Annotated in this window: 19 protein-coding genes; 6 read left to right on the forward strand and 13 right to left on the reverse strand. The window is 43.0% G+C overall.

The features are described 5' to 3' along the window. Window positions 1–148 precede the first annotated feature (148 nt). Together glyA and RMY63_RS21325 are read left to right on the forward strand one after the other, a co-directional pair. Window positions 149–1,432, forward strand: a complete 1,284-nt coding sequence (gene glyA, locus RMY63_RS21320) for a serine hydroxymethyltransferase (protein ID WP_322730620.1) — start codon at window positions 149–151, stop codon at window positions 1,430–1,432. Window positions 1,433–1,569: 137 nt separating this feature from the next. Next, window positions 1,570–2,820: a competence/damage-inducible protein A gene (locus RMY63_RS21325; RefSeq protein ID WP_322730621.1), complete on the forward strand. Its 1,251-nt coding sequence runs from the start codon at window positions 1,570–1,572 to the stop codon at window positions 2,818–2,820. Between the two features lie 152 nt (window positions 2,821–2,972). On the opposite strand, the gene RMY63_RS21330 is transcribed toward RMY63_RS21325, so the two are convergent. Beyond that, on the reverse strand, window positions 2,973–3,227 hold the full coding sequence (locus RMY63_RS21330) for a hypothetical protein (protein WP_322730622.1): 255 nt from the start codon (window positions 3,225–3,227) through the stop codon (window positions 2,973–2,975). A gap of 71 nt (window positions 3,228–3,298) precedes the next feature. On the opposite strand from RMY63_RS21330, the gene RMY63_RS21335 reads away from it, so the two are divergent. Both RMY63_RS21335 and RMY63_RS21340 read left to right on the forward strand, forming a co-directional pair. Then, window positions 3,299–3,532 (forward strand): helix-turn-helix transcriptional regulator, encoded by a 234-nt coding sequence (locus RMY63_RS21335; protein ID WP_322730623.1) that lies wholly within the window; start codon window positions 3,299–3,301, stop codon window positions 3,530–3,532. Beyond that, window positions 3,519–3,863, forward strand: a complete 345-nt coding sequence (locus RMY63_RS21340; protein ID WP_322730624.1) for a hypothetical protein — start codon at window positions 3,519–3,521, stop codon at window positions 3,861–3,863. Before RMY63_RS21335 ends, RMY63_RS21340 begins: the two co-directional genes overlap by 14 nt. A gap of 59 nt (window positions 3,864–3,922) precedes the next feature. Here RMY63_RS21340 and RMY63_RS21345 read toward each other — a convergent pair whose 3' ends face one another. The 3 genes from RMY63_RS21345 to RMY63_RS21355 form a co-directional block, all read right to left on the reverse strand. Further along, window positions 3,923–4,525: a Uma2 family endonuclease gene (locus RMY63_RS21345; RefSeq protein ID WP_322730625.1), complete on the reverse strand. Its 603-nt coding sequence runs from the start codon at window positions 4,523–4,525 to the stop codon at window positions 3,923–3,925. A gap of 174 nt (window positions 4,526–4,699) precedes the next feature. Then, the gene (locus RMY63_RS21350) at window positions 4,700–5,581 is read right to left on the reverse strand and encodes a hypothetical protein (RefSeq protein ID WP_322730626.1); all 882 of its coding nucleotides are present in this window, start codon (window positions 5,579–5,581) and stop codon (window positions 4,700–4,702) included. A gap of 42 nt (window positions 5,582–5,623) precedes the next feature. Next, window positions 5,624–6,166, reverse strand: a complete 543-nt coding sequence (locus tag RMY63_RS21355; protein ID WP_322730627.1) for a hypothetical protein — start codon at window positions 6,164–6,166, stop codon at window positions 5,624–5,626. A 203-nt stretch (window positions 6,167–6,369) separates the two neighbouring features. On the opposite strand from RMY63_RS21355, the gene RMY63_RS21360 reads away from it, so the two are divergent. Then, on the forward strand, window positions 6,370–7,164 hold the full coding sequence (locus RMY63_RS21360; protein ID WP_322730639.1) for a DUF2993 domain-containing protein: 795 nt from the start codon (window positions 6,370–6,372) through the stop codon (window positions 7,162–7,164). A gap of 193 nt (window positions 7,165–7,357) precedes the next feature. On the opposite strand, the gene RMY63_RS21365 is transcribed toward RMY63_RS21360, so the two are convergent. The 9 genes from RMY63_RS21365 to RMY63_RS21405 form a co-directional block, all read right to left on the reverse strand. Further along, window positions 7,358–8,749 carry a UDP-glucose/GDP-mannose dehydrogenase family protein gene (locus tag RMY63_RS21365; protein WP_322730628.1) on the reverse strand — a complete coding sequence of 464 codons (1,392 nt, stop codon included), beginning with the start codon at window positions 8,747–8,749 and terminating at the stop codon, window positions 7,358–7,360. 148 nt (window positions 8,750–8,897) lie between these two features. Next, a complete protein-coding gene (locus RMY63_RS21370; protein ID WP_322730629.1) occupies window positions 8,898–9,848 on the reverse strand; it encodes a UDP-glucuronic acid decarboxylase family protein in 951 nt (316 codons plus the stop codon). Window positions 9,849–10,316: 468 nt separating this feature from the next. Further along, window positions 10,317–12,455, reverse strand: coding sequence for a cation:proton antiporter (locus RMY63_RS21375; RefSeq protein WP_322730630.1), 2,139 nt, complete (start codon window positions 12,453–12,455; stop codon window positions 10,317–10,319). A 153-nt stretch (window positions 12,456–12,608) separates the two neighbouring features. Next, window positions 12,609–13,265: an HAS-barrel domain-containing protein gene (locus RMY63_RS21380; protein WP_322730631.1), complete on the reverse strand. Its 657-nt coding sequence runs from the start codon at window positions 13,263–13,265 to the stop codon at window positions 12,609–12,611. A gap of 79 nt (window positions 13,266–13,344) precedes the next feature. Continuing rightward, window positions 13,345–13,542 carry an NAD(P)H dehydrogenase subunit NdhS gene (locus tag RMY63_RS21385; RefSeq protein ID WP_100898602.1) on the reverse strand — a complete coding sequence of 66 codons (198 nt, stop codon included), beginning with the start codon at window positions 13,540–13,542 and terminating at the stop codon, window positions 13,345–13,347. 205 nt (window positions 13,543–13,747) lie between these two features. Further along, entirely contained in the window at window positions 13,748–15,061 is a 1,314-nt protein-coding gene (rodA, locus tag RMY63_RS21390; RefSeq protein ID WP_322730632.1) for a rod shape-determining protein RodA, read from the reverse strand. Window positions 15,062–15,452: 391 nt separating this feature from the next. Beyond that, on the reverse strand, window positions 15,453–16,772 hold the full coding sequence (locus tag RMY63_RS21395) for an RNA-guided endonuclease TnpB family protein (protein WP_322730633.1): 1,320 nt from the start codon (window positions 16,770–16,772) through the stop codon (window positions 15,453–15,455). A 215-nt stretch (window positions 16,773–16,987) separates the two neighbouring features. Further along, complete coding sequence (locus tag RMY63_RS21400; RefSeq protein ID WP_322730634.1) at window positions 16,988–18,058, reverse strand: Mrp/NBP35 family ATP-binding protein; 1,071 nt, start codon at window positions 18,056–18,058, stop codon at window positions 16,988–16,990. A 221-nt stretch (window positions 18,059–18,279) separates the two neighbouring features. Next, complete coding sequence (locus RMY63_RS21405) at window positions 18,280–18,804, reverse strand: SRPBCC family protein (RefSeq protein WP_322730635.1); 525 nt, start codon at window positions 18,802–18,804, stop codon at window positions 18,280–18,282. Between the two features lie 450 nt (window positions 18,805–19,254). Between RMY63_RS21405 and hemF the strand changes: the two genes are divergently transcribed. Then, on the forward strand, window positions 19,255–20,295 hold the full coding sequence (gene hemF, locus RMY63_RS21410; RefSeq protein ID WP_322730636.1) for an oxygen-dependent coproporphyrinogen oxidase: 1,041 nt from the start codon (window positions 19,255–19,257) through the stop codon (window positions 20,293–20,295). The last annotated feature ends 65 nt before the right edge of the window (window positions 20,296–20,360 follow it).

Here is a 20,360-nt window from a genome sequence, read left to right on the forward strand (position 1 = left end):
AATAAGTTGGCACAAATAAACCTCCAGAGTACGGAGACGATTAATCCTCTTTGTACAGCAGTCAAGAGCAATAGTTTTTGACTGTATATCTAGGTGCTGCGTCCAACCAAAATCAGCCGTTGTACAAATTTCCATAAGGATAATTCAAGTGACTAGGACTAATTCAGACTTTCTTTCTTCCAGCGATCCGGCGATCGCGGAGTTACTCAACGACGAACTACAGCGTCAGCAAGACCACTTGGAGTTGATTGCTAGTGAAAACTTTACGTCTGCTGCTGTGCTGGCGGCTCAAGGTTCGGTACTGACAAATAAATATGCTGAGGGATTACCTGGAAAACGCTACTATGGCGGTTGTGAGTTCATCGACAAAATCGAGAAACTAGCGATCGACCGTGCTAAACAGATATTTGGTGCTGCTCATGCGAATGTGCAACCCCATTCTGGCGCACAAGCCAATTTTGCTGTGTTCCTCTCACTCCTAGAACCAGGGGACAAAATTATGGGGATGGATTTGTCTCATGGGGGACATCTTACCCACGGTTCCCCTGTAAATTTCTCAGGTAAGTGGTTCCAAGTTAGCCACTACGGTGTCAGTCAACAAACAGAACAACTTGACTACGATCAAATTCGTGAGCTGGCGCTGAGGGAGCGTCCTAAGCTCTTGATTTGTGGTTATTCAGCTTATCCTCGTGTAATTGACTTTGAAAAATTCCATAGTATTGCTGATGAAATCGGCGCTTACTTACTTGCCGATATTGCTCACATTGCTGGTTTAGTTGCTAGTGGTCTTCATCCCGATCCTATTCCTCACTGTCACGTAGTAACAACAACTACCCATAAGACTCTACGCGGCCCTAGAGGTGGTTTAATCTTGACGGGCGACGCAGAACTAGGTAAAAAGCTAGATAAATCTGTTTTTCCTGGCAGCCAAGGCGGGCCATTAGAACACGTTATTGCTGCCAAGGCAGTAGCTTTTGGAGAAGCCCTCAAGCCTGAGTTTAAAACTTATTCTGCCCAAGTGATTGAAAATGCTCGTGCTTTGGCCGAACAACTGCAAACTCGTGGTTTAAAGTTAGTATCTAACGGCACTGACAATCATTTAATCCTAGTAGATTTACGCTCTGTAAGTCTAACTGGTAAGCAGGCAGATCAGTTAGTCAGTACTGTGAATATTACTGCTAACAAGAATACTATTCCCTTTGATCCGCAGTCGCCATTTGTTACCAGTGGACTGAGGTTAGGTTCGCCAGCAATGACCACGCGGGGCTTAGGAGTAGCAGAATTTACCGAGATTGCAAATATTATTAGCGATCGCTTACTTTCTCCAAATTCCGACGTAGTAACCCAAGATTGTCGGCAACGGGTAGCGGCATTGTGCGATCGCTTCCCCTTATATCCTCACCTGGAAATTCCTGTACCAGCACTAGCATAGGGCATGGGGCATTGGGCATGGGGCATTGGTTATTTCTCCCCCTGCTCCCCTGCTCCCCCTGCCTCCCCCACTCCCTACTCCCCACTCCCTACTCCCCACTCCCTACTCCCCACTCCCTACTCCCTATTCCCAATCTAATGAGTGCAGAAATTATTTGTGTTGGTACAGAATTGCTACTAGGAGATATCCTCAACGGCAATGCTCAATATTTGGCGCAACAATTAGCGCAGCTAGGTATCCCCCACTACTATCAAACAGTGGTTGGGGATAATCCAGAACGATTGAAGCAAGTTATAGAAATTGCTATTTCCAGAGCGCAAATTCTCATTTTCACTGGTGGACTCGGCCCAACACCAGATGATCTCACCTGCGAAACCATCGCCGATTTTTTTAAAGTCCCCTTGGTAGAACGTTCTGACATCATTGAAGACATAACCCAAAAATTTGCTCAACGTGGTCGGGTTATGTCACCAAGTAACCGCAAGCAAGCTTTGATTCCCCAAGGTGCAGAAATTCTCCCCAACCCCACTGGAACAGCACCCGGCATCATTTGGCAACCCCGTCCTGAAATCACGATTTTTACCTTTCCCGGTGTTCCCAGTGAAATGCACCCGATGTGGGAAGAAACAGCTGTGCCATTTCTCAAAAGTCAAGGTTGGGGTAAAGAAATTATTTACAGCCGGAGTTTAAAGTTTTGGGGTATTGGTGAATCTGCTTTGGCGGAAAAAGTTGCTTCTTATTTGAAGTTGCCAAATCCCACAGTAGCTCCTTATGCAGGTAAGGGGGAAGTAAGATTGCGAGTTTCTGCTAAAGCCACTTCCGAAGCAGCCGCAGAAGAACTAATTGCGCCCATTGAAAAACAACTTAAAGAAATTGCCGGCCTGGATTTTTACGGCGTTAATAATGATACCCTTGCTTCCGTGGTCGGTCAATTGTTGCAGGCATCAAAAGAAACGCTTTCGGTAGCAGAATCTTGCACTGGTGGCGGTTTAGGCCAAATGTTGACTGAGATTTCTGGAAGTTCTGATTACTTCTGGGGTGGCGTAATTTCTTATGACAATTCGGTGAAAATTGGGCTGCTGGGAGTTAACCCAGAAGATTTAGATAAATTTGGGGCGGTAAGCGCTACTGTTGCAGAGCAAATGGCTATTGGAGTCAAAACCCGCCTTGCAACAACTTGGGGATTGAGTATCACTGGTATTGCTGGCCCAACTGGAGGGACAGATACAAAGCCGGTGGGTTTAGTTTACGTTGGTTTGGCTGGGCCAAAAGATGAAGTGGCAAGTTTTGAGTATCAGTTTGGTACAGTGCGAGGTCGAGCTTTAATTCGTCATGTAAGTGCGAATGCAGCCTTGGATAATTTGCGGCGGAAGTTGTTGACGAAGTAGGTAACTTCAGAGCGCGGTATCCGCGTCTCTATCCTCCTAAAGATGACCTCATCAGGTTTTGCCATTACTGAGTAATAACATTTAGGGTTGTGAGACAGCGATCACACTTGTTTAAAAGGCAAGTTAAATCAGAGCGATTGCTGGCTCTGTGTTCAATCTAGGGTAACTTGTTTGACTGTAATACTCATCATTTCTTTGCCTTCACTGTTGGGTGCAGCTTGTGGCTGACTCCAGGCTGTTACTTCGGCAAAGCCGACGCGATAAAGCAAATGAATAATGCTGTTGATACCTCGACGGGAACCAATGATCAGGATTTTTACAGATTCCCGATGGGAAAGTGGCAAAGTGTTGTTAGATTCCATGACAGGCATTAAAACTGTGTGATTTGTGTCCAAAACTTTGGACACAATCATCTTACATTAAATGTCCAAATATTTGAACATTTACCAAGTCACAAGCCTCTGACACAATCAGAGGCATGAAAAAAGCAGGTAAAGCGCTAAAGCGGGTACTGGAGATTTACAGCATCAGTCAGAATCGTTTAGCAGTAGCAATGGGTATTGGACGCTCCGCTGTCAACAACTGGGTTAATGAAATTAGTGACCCGCCTGCTGATACAGTGCTAGAAATTCGCAAAGGACTACAAGCAATCAATCCAGAAGCTGCTAAGGAATTTATCAAGCTTTACTTGAGTGAAGATGAAGATTGCTAAAGTGATTCAAGGACTCAATCCAGATGCCGTTCTTGAATTTGTTAGTCTTGACTTGGGAGATATACACAGTATTTGTAGTACGAGTAGTAAGGCAGAATGGTTTAATCATGCAGCTATGAGCAAAATTCCCATCCTCCAACCAAATAACTCGTACACTTTCAGAAGTTATTTTGAGATGGCATTCGAGCCAGAAGACATACTGGCTGAATTTGGCTACTCTTTAAAACGTTCCTCTCTCAATCAACAAAAGTCCACCATTGAATTAGATAGACTCGCAAATCTCAAATCTAGGATTGAGGAGAGTTTTATTGAAGTTGCGATCGCTTCGTAACAGACTAAAGCAGGAGACAAATTGTATCAAAAGGCACTGGCTTAGTCGCACTTTCAAAATCATTTCCAAACCTCGGTCAAATCTAGGATAAACCCAGGCAAGATATCTTCACCTGACAAGCTTATGGGATTATCTATAACTTCCACGGACTGGCCTTGCCTATAAATCTCTACCTTTTTGTTTTTTCGGTCAATTAACCAACCTAAACAAGCTCCGTTTTCCATATATTCCCTCATTTTGGCTCGTAGGGGTTTCATATTGTCATTTTTAGAACGCAGTTCCAGTACAAAATCAGGACAAAGAGGGACAAATCCATCTTGCTGTTCTGGAGTGAGTGCGTCCCATCTGTCTTGACTTACCCAAGCTGCATCGGGAGAGCGGTTGGCTCCGTTAGGGAGGTGAAAACCAGTCGAAGAGTTAAATGTCTTACCAAGTCTTGTTTGACGGTTCCAGAGCCATAGTTGTCCTTCAATATCTAAATTCCTATTTCCTGTAGTACCTCCAGTTGGAGCCATAACGATTAGCTCTCCTGTCACAGTTCGTTCTAGTTGTAAATCTCGGTTAGCGATCGCCAACTCAACTAACTGCTCATGGGTGACTGTAAGTGTTAGCGTTGGTGGAATATTCACTGCAATGGCTCGAGGTGTTTTGGCTTGTGTCACTGTTTCGTTTCAAACCTGCGCTTATTTAGAAGCTCTACATAGATTCTAAAAACCATTTGCATTCATTTCCATAGTTTAAAGTAAATGCGTCACTATGGCGAACTGGCGATCGCACTTTTTATTGAGGTTGCGATCGCCTTTGGTAAAAAATATTAACACCAATATTTATTTAGGTTATTTGATTGCAGCTAAATCACGTTTTAACTTTTTGTTAATCGTTTCTAACACTTTAGCTTCTTCTGGTGTAATTACTCCGTCTAAATCAGCAATTTTTTGGCATTGCGCTAATAAAGGTACAGCAAAGTCACTATTAATTTGCTCAAGTAAGGTTTCTAAAGATGGTGGAGATTTGATATTAGCTGCGATCGCATCGATTGAGGCAGGACTAAGGTTAGCAGCTTGTAATTCTGGTAAAATATCTTCCCAAGATTTATCTGGATTACCTGCTAAGACAATGTGAACCAAAATCTGATCCATAATCTTTTCTTGAGAAATAGCGGCTTCGAGAAATTTTCCGCTCTCTAGTTGAGCATCGACTAATGTTGCTTCTAAAGTTAATGGATTCTGCTTCGCTTCATAAAACTGACAAGCTGCATAACCTAATGCGTAGATCATGACTGCATTTGAACTAGCACTAATGACGGCTCCCGCTACTGGTACAATTCTTAGTAAACCCAAACCTGCTTTGATTGCTGTTTTTCCACCTACTCCTAAACCAAAAATTGCTACCGCTTCTCCTCTGCGATCGGAATCATTTAAATCCATTCCATAGGCAGCAGCAATTTGATAGACTAACTCCACCGATAATGCAGATGTAGCAGCCCAATCCACTACAAACATTGCAGCTGCTTGTCCCGGTGTAAGGCTACTAGCAAGCCCTGTTCCTCCTGCTAAAACAGCTTTTTCCAGCATAAGATGATGGGCAATTTGTGCTGGTTGTTCATTTGGGTGTTCTTGCTGTAACTTTCTAACAGCAGCCTCAGCTTTAACTAAATCAACCTGTTGAATTAAAGGATTTAACCAATCTTGATTTAGAGATTTTATTGCTACTTGCAATTGGGGATTATTACCAACAATTGCTAGCGCCTGCCCTGCTATTTATGTTGCCTGGAAAGCAGCACCTCCAATAGTCCCACTAATGCTTACAGCTGCTCCTGCAACAGCTTGTCCAGCTTGAACAGCAGCACCTCCAACGACTCCGGCTGTTCCTGCTACTGCTCCAAACAATGAACCCAAAAAAGATGATTTTTGTACAGTTAATTTATCATCTGTTGTTGTTTGAGTAATGGCAATTGAAGATTCCACTTCAATTTTTGTTTGAGGTATTAATACAGATGAATTTAATAGTGCTTCTAACTCAATTTCTTGTTGCCAATCAGGCAAATCTTCACCTGTAACTCTACCGTATATTTTGACATTCTTAAAAGATTGGATGCCTAAATTAATTAATCCATTACAAATAACCGGGACTACTAACTGTTGTACTGGAACTTCAATTGATTCCAGCATTATCTGTAAACAATTTTGTTTTAAACTAGTTTTTGGCGTAATTGTGGGTAAATTTAACCACTGACTTATTAAAGTGTTAATCGCATTTGTATCACCCTGCTTGGCAAATTCTAGAATATTTAGCTGTATCATAACTTAGTACTGGTGAGAGTCTTAGCAATAACTTAGTTCAATTATTCCCACTCACTAGAATAAAAGTAACATTTGACACAGTGGATTTCTAATCATCAGCCATCCCACGTCTACCTATCAGCACAATCAATCACGGGATCGCTTGCTGTATTCTTCACAGTTTGTTACAAAAGTACAAAGAACTTCTAGAGACTAAAAACCACATGTTCGGCGGACTTACTGGTTTACAAGATCCTAAAGGCACTGATTGGGGAGAGCGGATGCTCAACACGGTCGCCAGCCAAACGATTCGCCACTTATTCACCCAAAGCGAGTCAGTAGAAGTCTTTGTGCGCTGCTACCCCTCCAGCAAGCTCTTGCAAGGCAGCATTGATAGCTTCAAAATGAGCGGTCGTGGCTTGGTGATTCGGAGAGATTTCGCGGTTGAGGAAATGTCTTTTGAAACTGATGCAGTGGCTATTGACTTTGGCTCGGTTTTAAGTGGCAAACTCAGCCTTAAGCAACCTACTCAAGCGATCGCTCAAGTAATTTTATCAGAAGCAGGCATAAACCAAGCCTTTAATGCAGAACTGGTGAAAAAGCGCTTGCTTAACCTCACCGTACCATCACTGACAGCATTATCTGGTGGTGAACCAGTCTCCTTTACGGAAGTTCAGGTAAAGCTATTGCCAGAAAATCGCTTACAGCTTGTAGCAAAAGCAGATTTAAATAATGGCGAACTTGTACCCTTGAGCATGATCCTAGCTATAGGCATTGAAAGGCGGCGGCGAGTTTCTTTCAAAGATCCAAAAATCGAACTTGACCAAGTACCGGAAGCACAACGCGAAATCTCGCAAACCTTGAGCGTGGCGCTGGTAGAAATTTTAGATAATATGGTTGATCTTGATCGTTTTGACCTCGATGGGGTGAAAATGCGGCTCAACCGATTAGAAACTGAAGGTCAAAAACTTATTTTCAGTGGATATGCTGAAATTGAACGTATTCCAAATAGTCCTTAATCCAAGATTACAGGTAAAAAATTAAAATAAAGTGAAGCTTTAAACAAATTAAATACCGCCTAGATGATTCTAGGCGGTAGTTTAAATTTTTAGGTTTTGAAGGGAGTTAGGAGTTATTGTTTATAGATTGTAATTAATTTTTATTTATCACTCCTAACTCCTGTAGAGACGCGATTAATCGCGTCTCTACTTTCTATCTTCCCACGCCTACATATTGGAATCCAGCGCGGATTATTGCTTCGGGGTCGAGGAAATTACGACCATCGATGATAACGGGGTGGGCCATCAGTTTCGCCATCTTCACATAGTCGAGAGTGCTAAACTGCTGCCATTCAGTGACGAGTACTAAAGCATCGCAGCCATCAGCAAGTCTTTCAGCATCGGTTTCTACTAGCACACCAGAAAGCCCATGACGTAGACCTGTTTGGGAAACAATGGGGTCATAAGCTTTAACTTTGGCTCCGAGTCGGTTTAGCTGCTCAATTAGGTTGAGTGCTGGGGCGTCGCGCAAATCGTCGGTATCGGGCTTAAAGGTCAGTCCGAGTAGTCCGACTGTTTTGCCTTTGAGAATTTTTAGAACTTGTTGGAGTTTTTCCAAAGCAATCAACCGCTGACGTTCGTTAACACTAACAGCAGATTTCAGTAGCTGGGCTTCATAACCATAGTCATCAGCAGTGTGAATCAGAGCAGAGACATCTTTGGGAAAACAAGAACCACCCCAACCAATACCAGCTTGTAAAAACTTGTTACCAATGCGGGAGTCTAGACCGATACCTTTGGCTACTTGGGTGACATCAGCACCGACGCGATCGCAAATATTAGCAACTTCGTTAATAAAACTAATCTTAGTAGCTAAAAAGGCATTAGCGGCGTATTTAATCATCTCCGCCGAACTGAGGTCTGTTGCCAAAATTGGCACTGGGGGTAGAGATTGATCCTCTGCGTACTTGCGTTCCACAATTGGGGCATACAGTTGTTGCATCAAGGATACTGCCCTTTGACTATTGCCTCCTAGTACAATGCGATCGGGGTTGAAGGTGTCGTGAACTGCCGAACCTTCGCGCAAAAACTCTGGATTGCTAACTACATCAAACTCGGCTACAAATTCAGGTAATTTCTCATCACTCGGCACTCCACCTGCGGGTATCAGTGTTTTCTGCCGCTCTGCAACACCATCTAAAACAAGCATCCGCACCCAGTCACCTGAGCCAATGGGTACTGTAGATTTATTCACTATGACTTTATAACCACCGTTGAGATTTTCCCCAATCCCACGGGCTACAGCTTCGACGTAACGAGTATCACTTTCACCAGTGGGTAAAGGTGGCGTTCCCACAGCAATAAATAGAATTTCTCCGTGGGAAACTCCAGCCGCAAGATCGCTAGTAAAATGAATCTTCTCTGCTTGAATGGCAGACTGCATAATTTCTGAGAGTCCCGGCTCAAAAATTGGAGACTGCCCAGACTTCATTAACTTAACTTTTTCTTCGTTGTTGTCTACGCAAATTACATCATGCCCAATATGAGCCAAGCAAGCACCTGTAACTAAACCAACATAACCAGTACCAATAACGCAAACACGCATTTATTTAACTCCTCACTTTTTTGGGCTTAATCTTCAAAAAGAAGTTCTCAATTTTACACTTACACATCTAGAAAAACTCAGCAACTAAATATAGTAGCTACCGTTCGGGTCAGCCTGTATGAAAATTCAGAGCGACGCTAGACGCCACTCAATTAGTTGAATTATTGATATCGCTTTGAAGGCGATCGCGAAAATCTTCTATTGTCAGTTTTAAACCCTCTTGCAGAGGAATGGTAGGTTCCCAATTTAACCAAGTTTTTGCCTTTGTGATATCAGGCTGGCGACGGCGGGGATCGTCCGAAGGTAGTGCCTCGAACTTAATCTGTGCATCTGGATTGATCATATTTTGCACAGTTTGTGCCAATTGTAAAATCGTGTATTCACCAGGATTGCCCAGGTTGACTGGGCCAACGTAGTCGCTATTCATTAGACGGATAAATCCTTCTACCAAATCGGAAACGTAGCAGAAACTACGAGTTTGCGAACCATCACCGTACACCGTTAAAGGATTACCCTGCAAGGCTTGAACTATAAAGTTGCTGACCACCCGACCATCATTTTCTAACATTCTCGGCCCATAGGTATTAAATATCCGCACAACTCGAATATCAACTTTATTTTGCCTGTAGTAATCAAATGCTAGAGTTTCAGCAATTCTTTTACCTTCGTCATAGCATGAACGTATGCCAATGGGATTAACGCTACCTCTATACTCTTCAGTTTGAGGATGAACTTCTGGATCTCCGTATACTTCACTAGTGGAAGCTAAGAAAAACCTCGCTTTCACACGTTTAGCTAGCCCCAACATATTCAGTGTTCCCATCACGTTAGTTTTAACGGTTTTAACTGGGTTGTACTGGTAATGTACTGGTGAAGCAGGACAAGCTAAATGATAAATTTGATCCACTTCTAACCGAATTGGTTCGGTAATATCGTGGCGGATCAATTCAAAGTACGGATGGCCTAACCATTTCAGAATGTTCCGTTTATGACCAGTGTAAAAATTATCCAAGCATATTATTTCATGCCCAGCATTCATTAGTCGGTCGATGAGATGGGAACCAATAAACCCAGCACCGCCCGTCACCAAAATTCTCATAGTTTCCCAGTTACTTACAAATATTTTCAGTAGCTATTGCACTTACTTTTAGATTACCCACCTTGGGTACAAAAATACAAAACAAAAAAAAAGAACAAGGCTCAATCAAAAAGTACTGTTGAACTTACTTATTTTTTCACAGTTGTAGTTTTGTTATATTTTTACCTGTTTTCTTAAGAATTCAATTAGCAAAATAACAAAAATTGTTTAAAATTATTTATTGTTCAGCCGATCTTTATCAAATCTTCAAAAATATAAAGTATTTTTACGGTTATTGAGGTTTTAGTTGAATACAACAAGTTAGTCAAGAGCGGGGTGACACTTGTACTACAAATATATACCAATAATACGGATGTACATTCTTACAGCCGATTCATTTCTTGCCAAGATTTTTGGAAATTTGATGCCTCCAGCGGACTAGGCCAACGCAGCCCAAGTCCACTTAATTGAACTGTACTTTGCCTTATATCATACAGCAGATGTAATGCTGCTAACCGTGTTAGACGGAACTAAATTTGTGGTTTGAGTACGTTGTGGTTCTCCAAGCATGATAATTGAGCAGGTGAGTTGTCTGGCTAACTGGGTTGTGACATCACTAATGGCTAACCCTCCAGGACTCGTGCGATTACGTATAAAAGGTAAAACTACTAAATCATATAATCGTGCTGCCTGCAAAATTGCTTGGGCAACATTTTCGTGAGCGATGATTTGAATTTCTGGGGCATTGGCCAAAGCCAATTTAGATACCAACACAGAGAGATGCGATCGCCTCCAAGCAATTTTACTAGAACTAGTGCGGCGATCGCACACATTCAGCACAGTAATGTGGCTCTGATTTGCCTGGGCTAGCATCTGGGCAAATTGTACAGGTTGTAATGTCGGTGCTGTTAAGTTTTCTATTGGTACTAAGATCCGCTGAATTTTTTTCGGTGATTCTACTAGACGTGTCACCGCTACTGGACAATGGGATGCCCAAAGCACACCATCAATCACATTCCCAAATAAACGCGCTCGTAACCCAGTCCGTTTACCCCAACCCATAACAATTAAATTAGCCTTTTGTTCGCGAGCCACTCTGCTAATTCCTTGAGCAAAGGCATCATCAATTCGCAGCACTGGTTCTGTGGCTACGCCCAAAGCTCGACTTTGTGTCGTGGCTTTATTCAATAACCACTCACTCCGTTGTAGAGACGCTTCTAACTGGGGCGCATCCATCTGAGCAGCAGCAGTAGCGATCGCTAGGGGTATAATTTTGCCCTGAGACTGACGCGCTAATAACGCCGCCATTTCAATCAAATACTGCTGGGTCTGCGGATTATATATAGGCACGACTATAGTAAAAGCACTGTCTGTTTCTGATGCATTCTCCTCAGCTAGGGGTGGTGCTGGATCTTCATCTGGTGGGGAATTCAAACCAACAGCTATTCGACTGGTTATCAACGGCCCCAAGGTTGATGTGACGAGCATTAAAACAATTACAGTGTGTAATACTTCTAGTGGTAGCAACCCAGCCCGATATCCCACTAACGTTGCTGCTAACGTTGTACCAACCTGTGGAAGTGACAGCGACCACATCGTTAGAATTTCTTGCCATTTATAGTGGTAAACCAGTTTTGTCAACAAAGCTGCGATCAATTTACTGATAATCAAACTAACTACGATCAACAGCGTTAACTTGAGCGTGTTCAGATTGTTCACAAAGGCGGGTAGATCGACCAATAAGCCAAGGTCAACAAAGAAAATGGGAATGAACAGCACACTGCCAATAAATACCACCTTTTCTTTGACTGGGCCTTCACCCACAGCTTCATTCACCGCCAAACCCGCTAAAAAAGCACCAACAATTCTTTCTACCCCAATCAATTGAGCGCCCACAGCTGCCAGAAACACAGAAAGCAACACAAACAAAAACTTGTTTCCTTCATCGTCTCCAGACCGTTTGAAAAATTCTTTACCTGCCCAATCAAAGCCTGTCACAACGGCCACAGAGTAAATAATTAACCAACCCGACAAAGTGAGTAGTTTCGCCAAGCTGAATGCTCCAGTATGAGCGACAGCTACACAAATGGCTAATATCAGTACTGCACCAATGTTTGTAAAAATTGTAGCTCCAATGGTGACAGTAACAGCTTCGTTGTTTACCACTCCCAAACGGCTGATTATCGGGTATGCCAAAAGAGTATAGGAAGCGAATAAAGAGCCAATTAAAATTGAAGTATTCCAGCCATAGCCTAAAATCACCCCTACTAAGGTTCCCATGACTAGGGGTACACTGAAAGTCAAGCTAGCAAACCCAAAGGCACGACTTTTTTGGCGGCGAAACTGTTCTAGATCAATTTCTAGCCCAGCAACAAACAGTAAATAAATTAACCCAATGTCTGATAGTAGGTTAATCATTGGTGAGTCAGACCGAAAAAGATTCCAACCTGAAGGCCCAAGTACTAGCCCTGAGAAAACCAAACCCACTAATCCTGGTAATCTTAGCCGCTCAAACATGATGGGTATAACTAAGATGACCACTAGCAAAATAGCAAAGGGAACAATTGGTTCTTTGCCAAGAACTTGGGAAGTTGGTTCCAGAACAAGAACTTGTGATATTAGTTCCATATATAGGAATTGAAGGGGCTATGGTAAAACAGCGATTACCTTGGGGGCGATCGCCCGATCAATATGAATGAATAAATAAATAAAGAAGCTACCTGACGAAAAATCAAAAATCTTAATTTACATTAACTAGGCAATTATTTAAGAATTAACTACCTACGGGTGGATTTGACTCAAAATGAACCGTAAGCGATCGTAGTCATCTTTAAGTAGCACACTTAAGCTACGTCCAGCTTTAATTAGCCATTTTCGGTCAGCTTTGCGTAACTGGTATACATCTCGAATGGCGGCTGCGGTTAAAGACTCTATTGGCGCACCATTTATACACAGCAGTGTCCGTAAAAAATCTAGTTCTTCAGTAAATTTAATGATAGCTTCTGGTTCACATCGATAAACAGCTTGATGAATTTGCGGGGGACGGGGTGGAAGATACTGATATACTCTTTGGTTATAACTTTGATTTTGCGAAGATAGTTCAAATCCCACGATCGCAGCCCGGAATTCTGTACGGAGCATGGCAAATATTTGGGGTTGTTCCTCCCGCAAGTCTTGCAAGGACAACCCTAACGCTCTGGCCCGGTGTACGGAATCTATGGGCATAGTTGTGGCATAATAGACTACAGCATAAATTTGATTACCAGATTCTTCATCTACAGAACAGACCCAGCTACCAAAGGGTGGCATTGAGGGAAAGCTTAAATCTTCCGGCTCTAAACACTGAGCTAAAAATTCCGTACTAGTAGTTTCAATCACCTCCGCAATGTGGTTCGGATGGCGATCGCCAGTGGCAAACTGTGGTAATGGGAGGCGCATAGTAATTTAGTCATTAGTCATTGGTCATTAGTCATTAGTTTTTGCCAAATGACAACGGACAAATGACTAATGACTAATCTTATTTGGCTTTTTTACGTCCGGCGGTGGTCTCTACGAGTTCCAATTCGCTCAGGCGGAAGGTAACTAATTTATCCCAGTTACCACCTTCAAATAATACGGCTACTTTGCCATCAGTCAGTCGTTGCACGAGTCCTTCATAGCGATAATAGGTATCTGCGGGATTCTTGACGCGAACAGTTGCTCCAGGCAGAATCATTTTTTTAGCCTCGCTTGTTTCCTTTTTATAGCTTAATACTTGTTAATGGTCATTGGTCATTAGTCATTGGTCACTTGTACTGTCCTTCTCTACAAGACGCGACGCGAACGACTACGCTCAAGAACCGCGTAAGTCGTTCGCATAGCCTCTGCAAGAGTTGTATTGGTCATTTGCAAAGGACAAATGACAAATGACAAATGACGAATCAATAATACTTCTGTCTTTGGCGAAAATTTGCTACCGATTCTACTATTCCCAAGGAAATGAAGTTGGTCAGCATTGCAGAACGCCCATAACTCATCCAAGGTAGGGGAATTCCTGCCACAGGTGCTAAACCAACAGTCATGCCAACGTTCACAATTACCTGAAACACAATCATGGAAAAAACGCCAATAGCCAACAATGAACCAAAGTTATCTTTGGCGGTTTGGGCAACATGCAGTAGACGGAAGCAAATTAAGCAGAATACAAACAGCACTAACAAACAACCGACAAAACCAAATTCTTCCCCCACTGCGGAGAAAATAAAGTCTGTATGCTGTTCCGGTACAAAATTCAGTTGCGTCATCGGCCCCTTGAACAGACCCCATCCCCAAATTTCACCAGCACCAATAGCAATCCGAGATTGGATTAAGTGATATCCAGCACCGAGGGGATCGTGATCGGGATTCATGAATACAGTTAGTCGGTCTTTTTGATACTCTTTCAAAACATGGTTCCAGGCGAAGACTCCTAATTCGCCACCGAGTATATTAAGAGTCCACGCACCGATAGTACCTAAACCAAATCGACGCCAGGGAAGAGTTTGCCAGCCCACAATAGCCATTGCAACTGACCAAATTAGTCCTAATGGGCCAAAAGATAGTTCTTTGAATAAAACTATCGGCTCTGTTAAAGGCCAAGATATACTAAACAAAATGGCGGCAACCACCGGAGAAATCATCAGAATTAACCAGCCTGGGTTAGCATTTGCCCAGTAAAGCATTCCTAAGACGATCGCACCAAATACTAGTGATGTTGCTAAATCTGGCTGTAAAAATACTAATCCCCAAGGGATAGCGGTGATTGCCAGAACCCGGAAAACACCTTCGAGGCTAGAAGCAGTCCGCCTGTGTAACAAAGCTGCTAAGGTGATAATCATGCCAACTTTGGCAAATTCTGAGGGTTGCACGTTAAAGCCGGCGATACTAATCCATCGTTGCGCCCCTTTGGCACTAGTACCAGCAATCATCACGGCAATTAAGCTGAAGTTCGTTAATGAATAAGTTACCCAGTGCCACTGCATCAAGAGTTCGTAACGGGTACGAGATAAAAGCAGGGCTATAAGTACGCCGATACCCGCTACCATCCAGTGCCACCACCAGTCAGTTACTGGCTGCTTCAGTTCCGTACTGAGAATCATCAGGCCGCCAAAGATACTGACAGCAATCGGCAAACAAAAAAGTAGCCAATCTACATGCTGCCAGGGCTTAACCCAAGACTTCCAGCGAATTTTGGGGAGCGATCGTTTTAACAACATTGTGCCAGTTTAGACTTTAGCTTTAATTGTTGGGAATTAGTCAATATTGAAGAAGAATCCAGAAGTCAGAATTCAGAAATCAGAATCAATTAGTGGGGGATTCAGACCCGCCACTAATTGTAGACCGCTAAATCTTCTCTTTGAGAGACGCTCTTGCTAGCTTGCTTCCGCGCAGGGGTACGATTTAGCTCTTTTCTTAAACCCACTTATTCATCCGCTTTTTCGGTCAGGATTCAGTATGAATTCTGACGCCTTGGCGGAGCGTCTCCGGCTTTGCTCCTGACTCCTGAATTCTGATTGATCAATAGTTATTCTTCCCCAACTTCCCTAATCCCTAACACCCAGTCCCTAGTATTCCCAAGCTATAGCTAGGAAGTAGATAGAAAGTGAACTACCCCAACTTACCGAGTACGGTTGAAGTTGGGGCTTCTGTAATCAAGGGGGAGTGCCTAAACTTAGACTTTCGCCCAAGAATAGGACTTACCTCCCCTCCTACAGCAGAGACGGCTGAACCTTCCGCCTTTATCCTTTCTCCTACGGAGACGCTAGCACGAACGACTTCGCTCAGGGCAAGCATTCTGATGCCTTCGGCTCTAATATTTGCTGCTGCGTTTCCATCGCGGTCATGATGAGTTTTGCAATGAGGACAAGTCCATTCACGGACATCCAACGGCATCTCACCGATTTGATAGAAACAATTAGAGCAGAGTTTTGAACTGGGGAACCATCTATCAATTTCAACTAACTTCGCACCCTTGCGTTCTAGCTTGTAAGCTAAAAAGTTAGTGAATGTTCCCCAACCAACATCAGATATTGCTTTCGCCAATTTGTGATTACGAACCATGCCTCTGACATGAAGATTCTCTACTATGACAGCTTGGCTATCGCTGACCAACTTGTAACTAAGTTTATGTAAAAAATCAAGACGAGAGTTACTAACTCGCTCGTATACTTTGGCAACAACTTTTCTATATCTATTTCTTGATTTGCTTCCTTTAACTTTACGTGCTAATTTTTTCTGTTTACGTTTTAGATTTTTCTCGTGTTTAGCAAGATGCTTGGGATTATCGTACTTGGAAACCTTTTCACCGTCAGTAACAACTGCGAAGTGTTTTAGCCCCAAATCGATACCATATATTTTACCTTCTGAAATAACCGGATTTTCTCCCGCAGTCGCTCCACTTGGGCAAAGCCCAAGACCGCGCTGCTCTTCAATTTCGGTCAGGATAGATGCAAGATATTTCCCCGAAGGCGTTTTACTCACAGTAACAGTCTTGATTTTCTCCTCAATTGCTCTATGTATTTTGGCTTTGATTACCCCAATATTACCGGGGAGTTTGACATTACCATCTACAACTTTGACGTTTTGAGGATACTGAATTGACTGTTTACCATGTTTGGATTTGAACTTAGGAAATCCAGCACGTTTCTCAAAAAAGTTTTTATACGCTGTGGTTAGATTCAGTGTCGTAGCCTGTAAAACTTGGCTATAACAATCAGCTAACCACACAGTCTCTTCTGCCTTTTTGAGTATAGGAAGAAATGCGTTGAGCGCAACACGGCTAAGTCCCTTGCCCGTTTCTTTATAAGTTTCAATCGACTTATTTAGAGCGTAATTCCACCACCATCTAGCACACCCAAAAGTTTGCGCTAGTTGTATTTCTTGCTCAACTGACGGATATAAACGGACTTGTACAACCTTGTGTAACACTCAACATTACCTCCTTGATGTGTTTACTTTATCATAAATATAGATTGTGGTAAAGTAAATAAATGAAATAAAATAATTGGTGACTTCTCTCTTCCCCCCACTCCTTAATTAACCTGCGGTTAATATTAGTCGGAGGTGTTTTCGTCGTCACCCGGCTATCCATCCCCACCGTATAGACGGATGGGGAATTCCGCCGAATTAGTTAAAATTTATAATTATGTCAGGGCAGCAACTGATACTTTACCGGCAATGGTAAGAGCGATCGCTGTTAATGCTTTTGCTGAAGCTGAATCTGGCTCACTAACAACTATCGGCACACCGCTGTCACCACCAACTCGCGTGCAAATCTCTAACGGTACACACCCCAACAGTGGCACTCCCAATTCAGCGGCTGTTTTAGAGCCACCACCGGAACCAAAGATGTCATATTGCTTATCTGGTTGATCGGGGGGGATAAAATAGCTCATATTTTCCACGATCCCCAATACTGGGACATTCATCTGCTGGAACATCCGCAATCCCTTGCGAGAATCTAATAGAGCTACAGTTTGCGGGGTGGTGACAATTACTGCTCCTGCCATCGGCACTGCTTGGGTTAAAGTTAACTGAGCATCTCCCGTTCCCGGTGGCATATCTACAATCAAATAATCCAGTTCTCCCCATTGCACTTGATAGAGAAACTGGCGAATTACACCATTGAGCATAGGCCCCCGCCAAATTACTGGTTGATCTCGGTCAATCAAAAAGCCCATTGAAACTAATTTGACACCGTGATTAAAAGCAGGTTCCAGGATGTCACCTGTTTCAGTAGAACGCACAGTAATTTGAGCATCAGACAAACCCAGCATGGTAGGGTCATTGGGCCCGTAAATATCAGCATCTAGCAAGCCAACTTTCGCTCCAGTTTGGGCTAAAGCCACTGCGACATTTACCGCCACCGTACTTTTACCAACGCCACCTTTACCGCTGGAAACAGCAATGATATTTTTGACTCCAGAAATGCCAGTGCGGTCAGGTAAACTTTTTTGTTGCGGTGTTTCTGCCGTCACTTCTATGCTGACATCTGTAACGCCTGGGAGTTTTTTGACAGCTTTCTGACAGTCTTCGACAATAAATTCACGTAAAGGACAGGCAGGGGTGGTTAACACTAAAGTGAAACTAACCTTACCACCGTCAATTTTGACGTTGCGAATCATATTCAGTTCTACCAGACTTTTGCGGAGTTCTGGGTCTTCTACTGGTCGCAAAACTTCCAACACAGAACGGGAATCGAGGACATCGTACATAAAAGTTCAAAATTAAATAATGAATAAATACACTTGTGGGGAACATCTTAGCTATTAACTGGATGCCTTCTTAAGTAAGGTCAGCTTAGTATTATCACTGTTACTGCCGTGATAAAACTTAACAAATTGCATTATTACCTAATAGAATCTTAACTTTCTTTGGGCATTGGGCATTGGGCATTGGGAATTGGTTATTCTCCTTGTCCCCCAGTCCCCAGTCCCTAAAAATCAAAACAACTGTCATTAAGAGATTTTTTCTTACCAGATACCCCTGGTAATGCCGTCTTTTCTACTGCCTCGACTAAAGATCGTGCAACGCGGTCTGCATAAGGACGGGATAAAGACCAAATCAGGGGCGATAACCAACCCCGTAGGGTTACAGAATAAGATAAACAAGTTCCACAAACCGTTGATTCTACTTGGTAAGTTACGCGTTCCTCAATTCCAGGAATCGCCATCACTCGGATACTCAGCATCTCTCTGGGATTGACGCGTTCCACAAAAATTCTGATGGGAATCGGCGAAAAGCGTGTTACAGCTTGAAAAATTAATCCTGGTTTGGGTACTAATCCGTAGGGAACATTAGTACTCTTAAGTTGTGGATGCCAGGAAACATCTGTTAAGTCAACCACTTTTTGCCACAGCTCATCTACAGAAGCAGAACTAATCTCTCGATATGTCCATACCAGAGAAGCACAAAATCGACGACGTTTGCGGCGGATGACTTTGGATAACCAACCTTGCATTTTCCTAATCCTCCTCCCTAGATACTTTCTGGTAACTCTGGTATGGTGTGCAACTACGCTCAACTGCTAAATTAAAACTTTCTCAAAAATATCCTAAACAGAGCAAGCCTTGATTCAGTACAGACCCTAACAGCCGACATCAGCAATATGGCAAAAAATTTCTGAGTAGACCAGTCAAATCTTTGATACCTCAAGCTTAAGACTAAAATTGAGTCTTTATACCAGAATATTCCAATTAAGAATTTCAAAAAAAACTAATTCAATATACAAGCCTATACGCATTTGAGGGAAAATAACTCTAGTGATGCCCATCAATCGTATAAATGCTTAACCCAGTAAGAAAAAAGCGGGTTGGGCAAATAGAGCTAGATTGTTGACGCGTGTTTCCCCCAAATTTTAAAATGAAAAATTTGTGGCTTTCTGGAAATTGTAATTTAGGTTCGGGAATCTATGTTGACCAACTCGCAAATACCAACTGTAGAAGCAGAATCATCCAAGTCTTTGCCAGCAGCTAATGCTCAGACTAGGGTCAGTCAGTTTATGAAACAACTGCAAGACGAAATTACCGAATCATTGGCAAAACTAGATGGTGTGGCTAAGTTTCATGAAGATAGTTGGGAACGCCCAGAAGGAGGTGGAGGGCGATCGCGCGTACTGCGAGAAGGTGCAATATTTGAACAGGCAGGTGTAAATTTTTCTGAAGTTTGGGGTTCCCATTTGCCAGCCTCAATTTTAGCTCAACGCCCGGAAGCAGCAGGGCATGGCTTTTATGCCACAGGTACTTCACTGGTATTACATCCTCACAATCCTTATGTGCCCACAGTTCATCTAAATTATCGCTACTTTGAAGCGGGGCCAGTGTGGTGGTTTGGTGGTGGTATTGACTTGACACCTTATTACCCCTTTGCAGAAGATGCGGCACATTTACACAAAACATTAAAGCAGGCTTGCGACCAACACCACCCAGAGTATTACCCAGTGTTTAAGAAGTGGTGTGATGAATATTTCTACCTGAAGCATCGTGATGAGACACGGGGTGTCGGTGGTCTATTTTTTGATTACCAAGATGGCCAGGGTGCTTTATATCGCGGCCCAAATCCCAATGGGGAAGCGGCCATTTATAGCAACCAGGTGGGAACACCAGCAACCCGGAATTGGGAAGATTTGTTTGGCTTTGTACAAGGCTGTGGCAAAGCATTTTTACCAGCTTACGTACCGATTGTAGAACGGCGACATGGGATAGAGTATGGCGATCGCCAACGGAATTTTCAACTCTACCGCCGGGGACGGTATGTAGAATTTAACTTGGTTTATGACCGAGGCACTATTTTTGGTCTGCAAACCAACGGCCGCACCGAATCAATTCTCATGTCCCTACCTCCCCTAGTGCGCTGGGAATATGGCTATCAACCGGAACCCAATTCCCCCGAAGCCGAGTTGTATAAAACCTTCCTTAAACCTCAAGATTGGATCAATTGGACACCCAAATAGTTTTGAGTGCTGAGTTAGGAGTTAGGAGTTAGGAGTTAGGAGTTAGGAGTTAGGAGTTAGGAGTT

The sequence above is a fragment of the Nostoc sp. ChiQUE01b genome, from assembly GCF_034531255.1.
Classification (GTDB): Bacteria; Cyanobacteriota; Cyanobacteriia; order Cyanobacteriales; family Nostocaceae; genus Nostoc.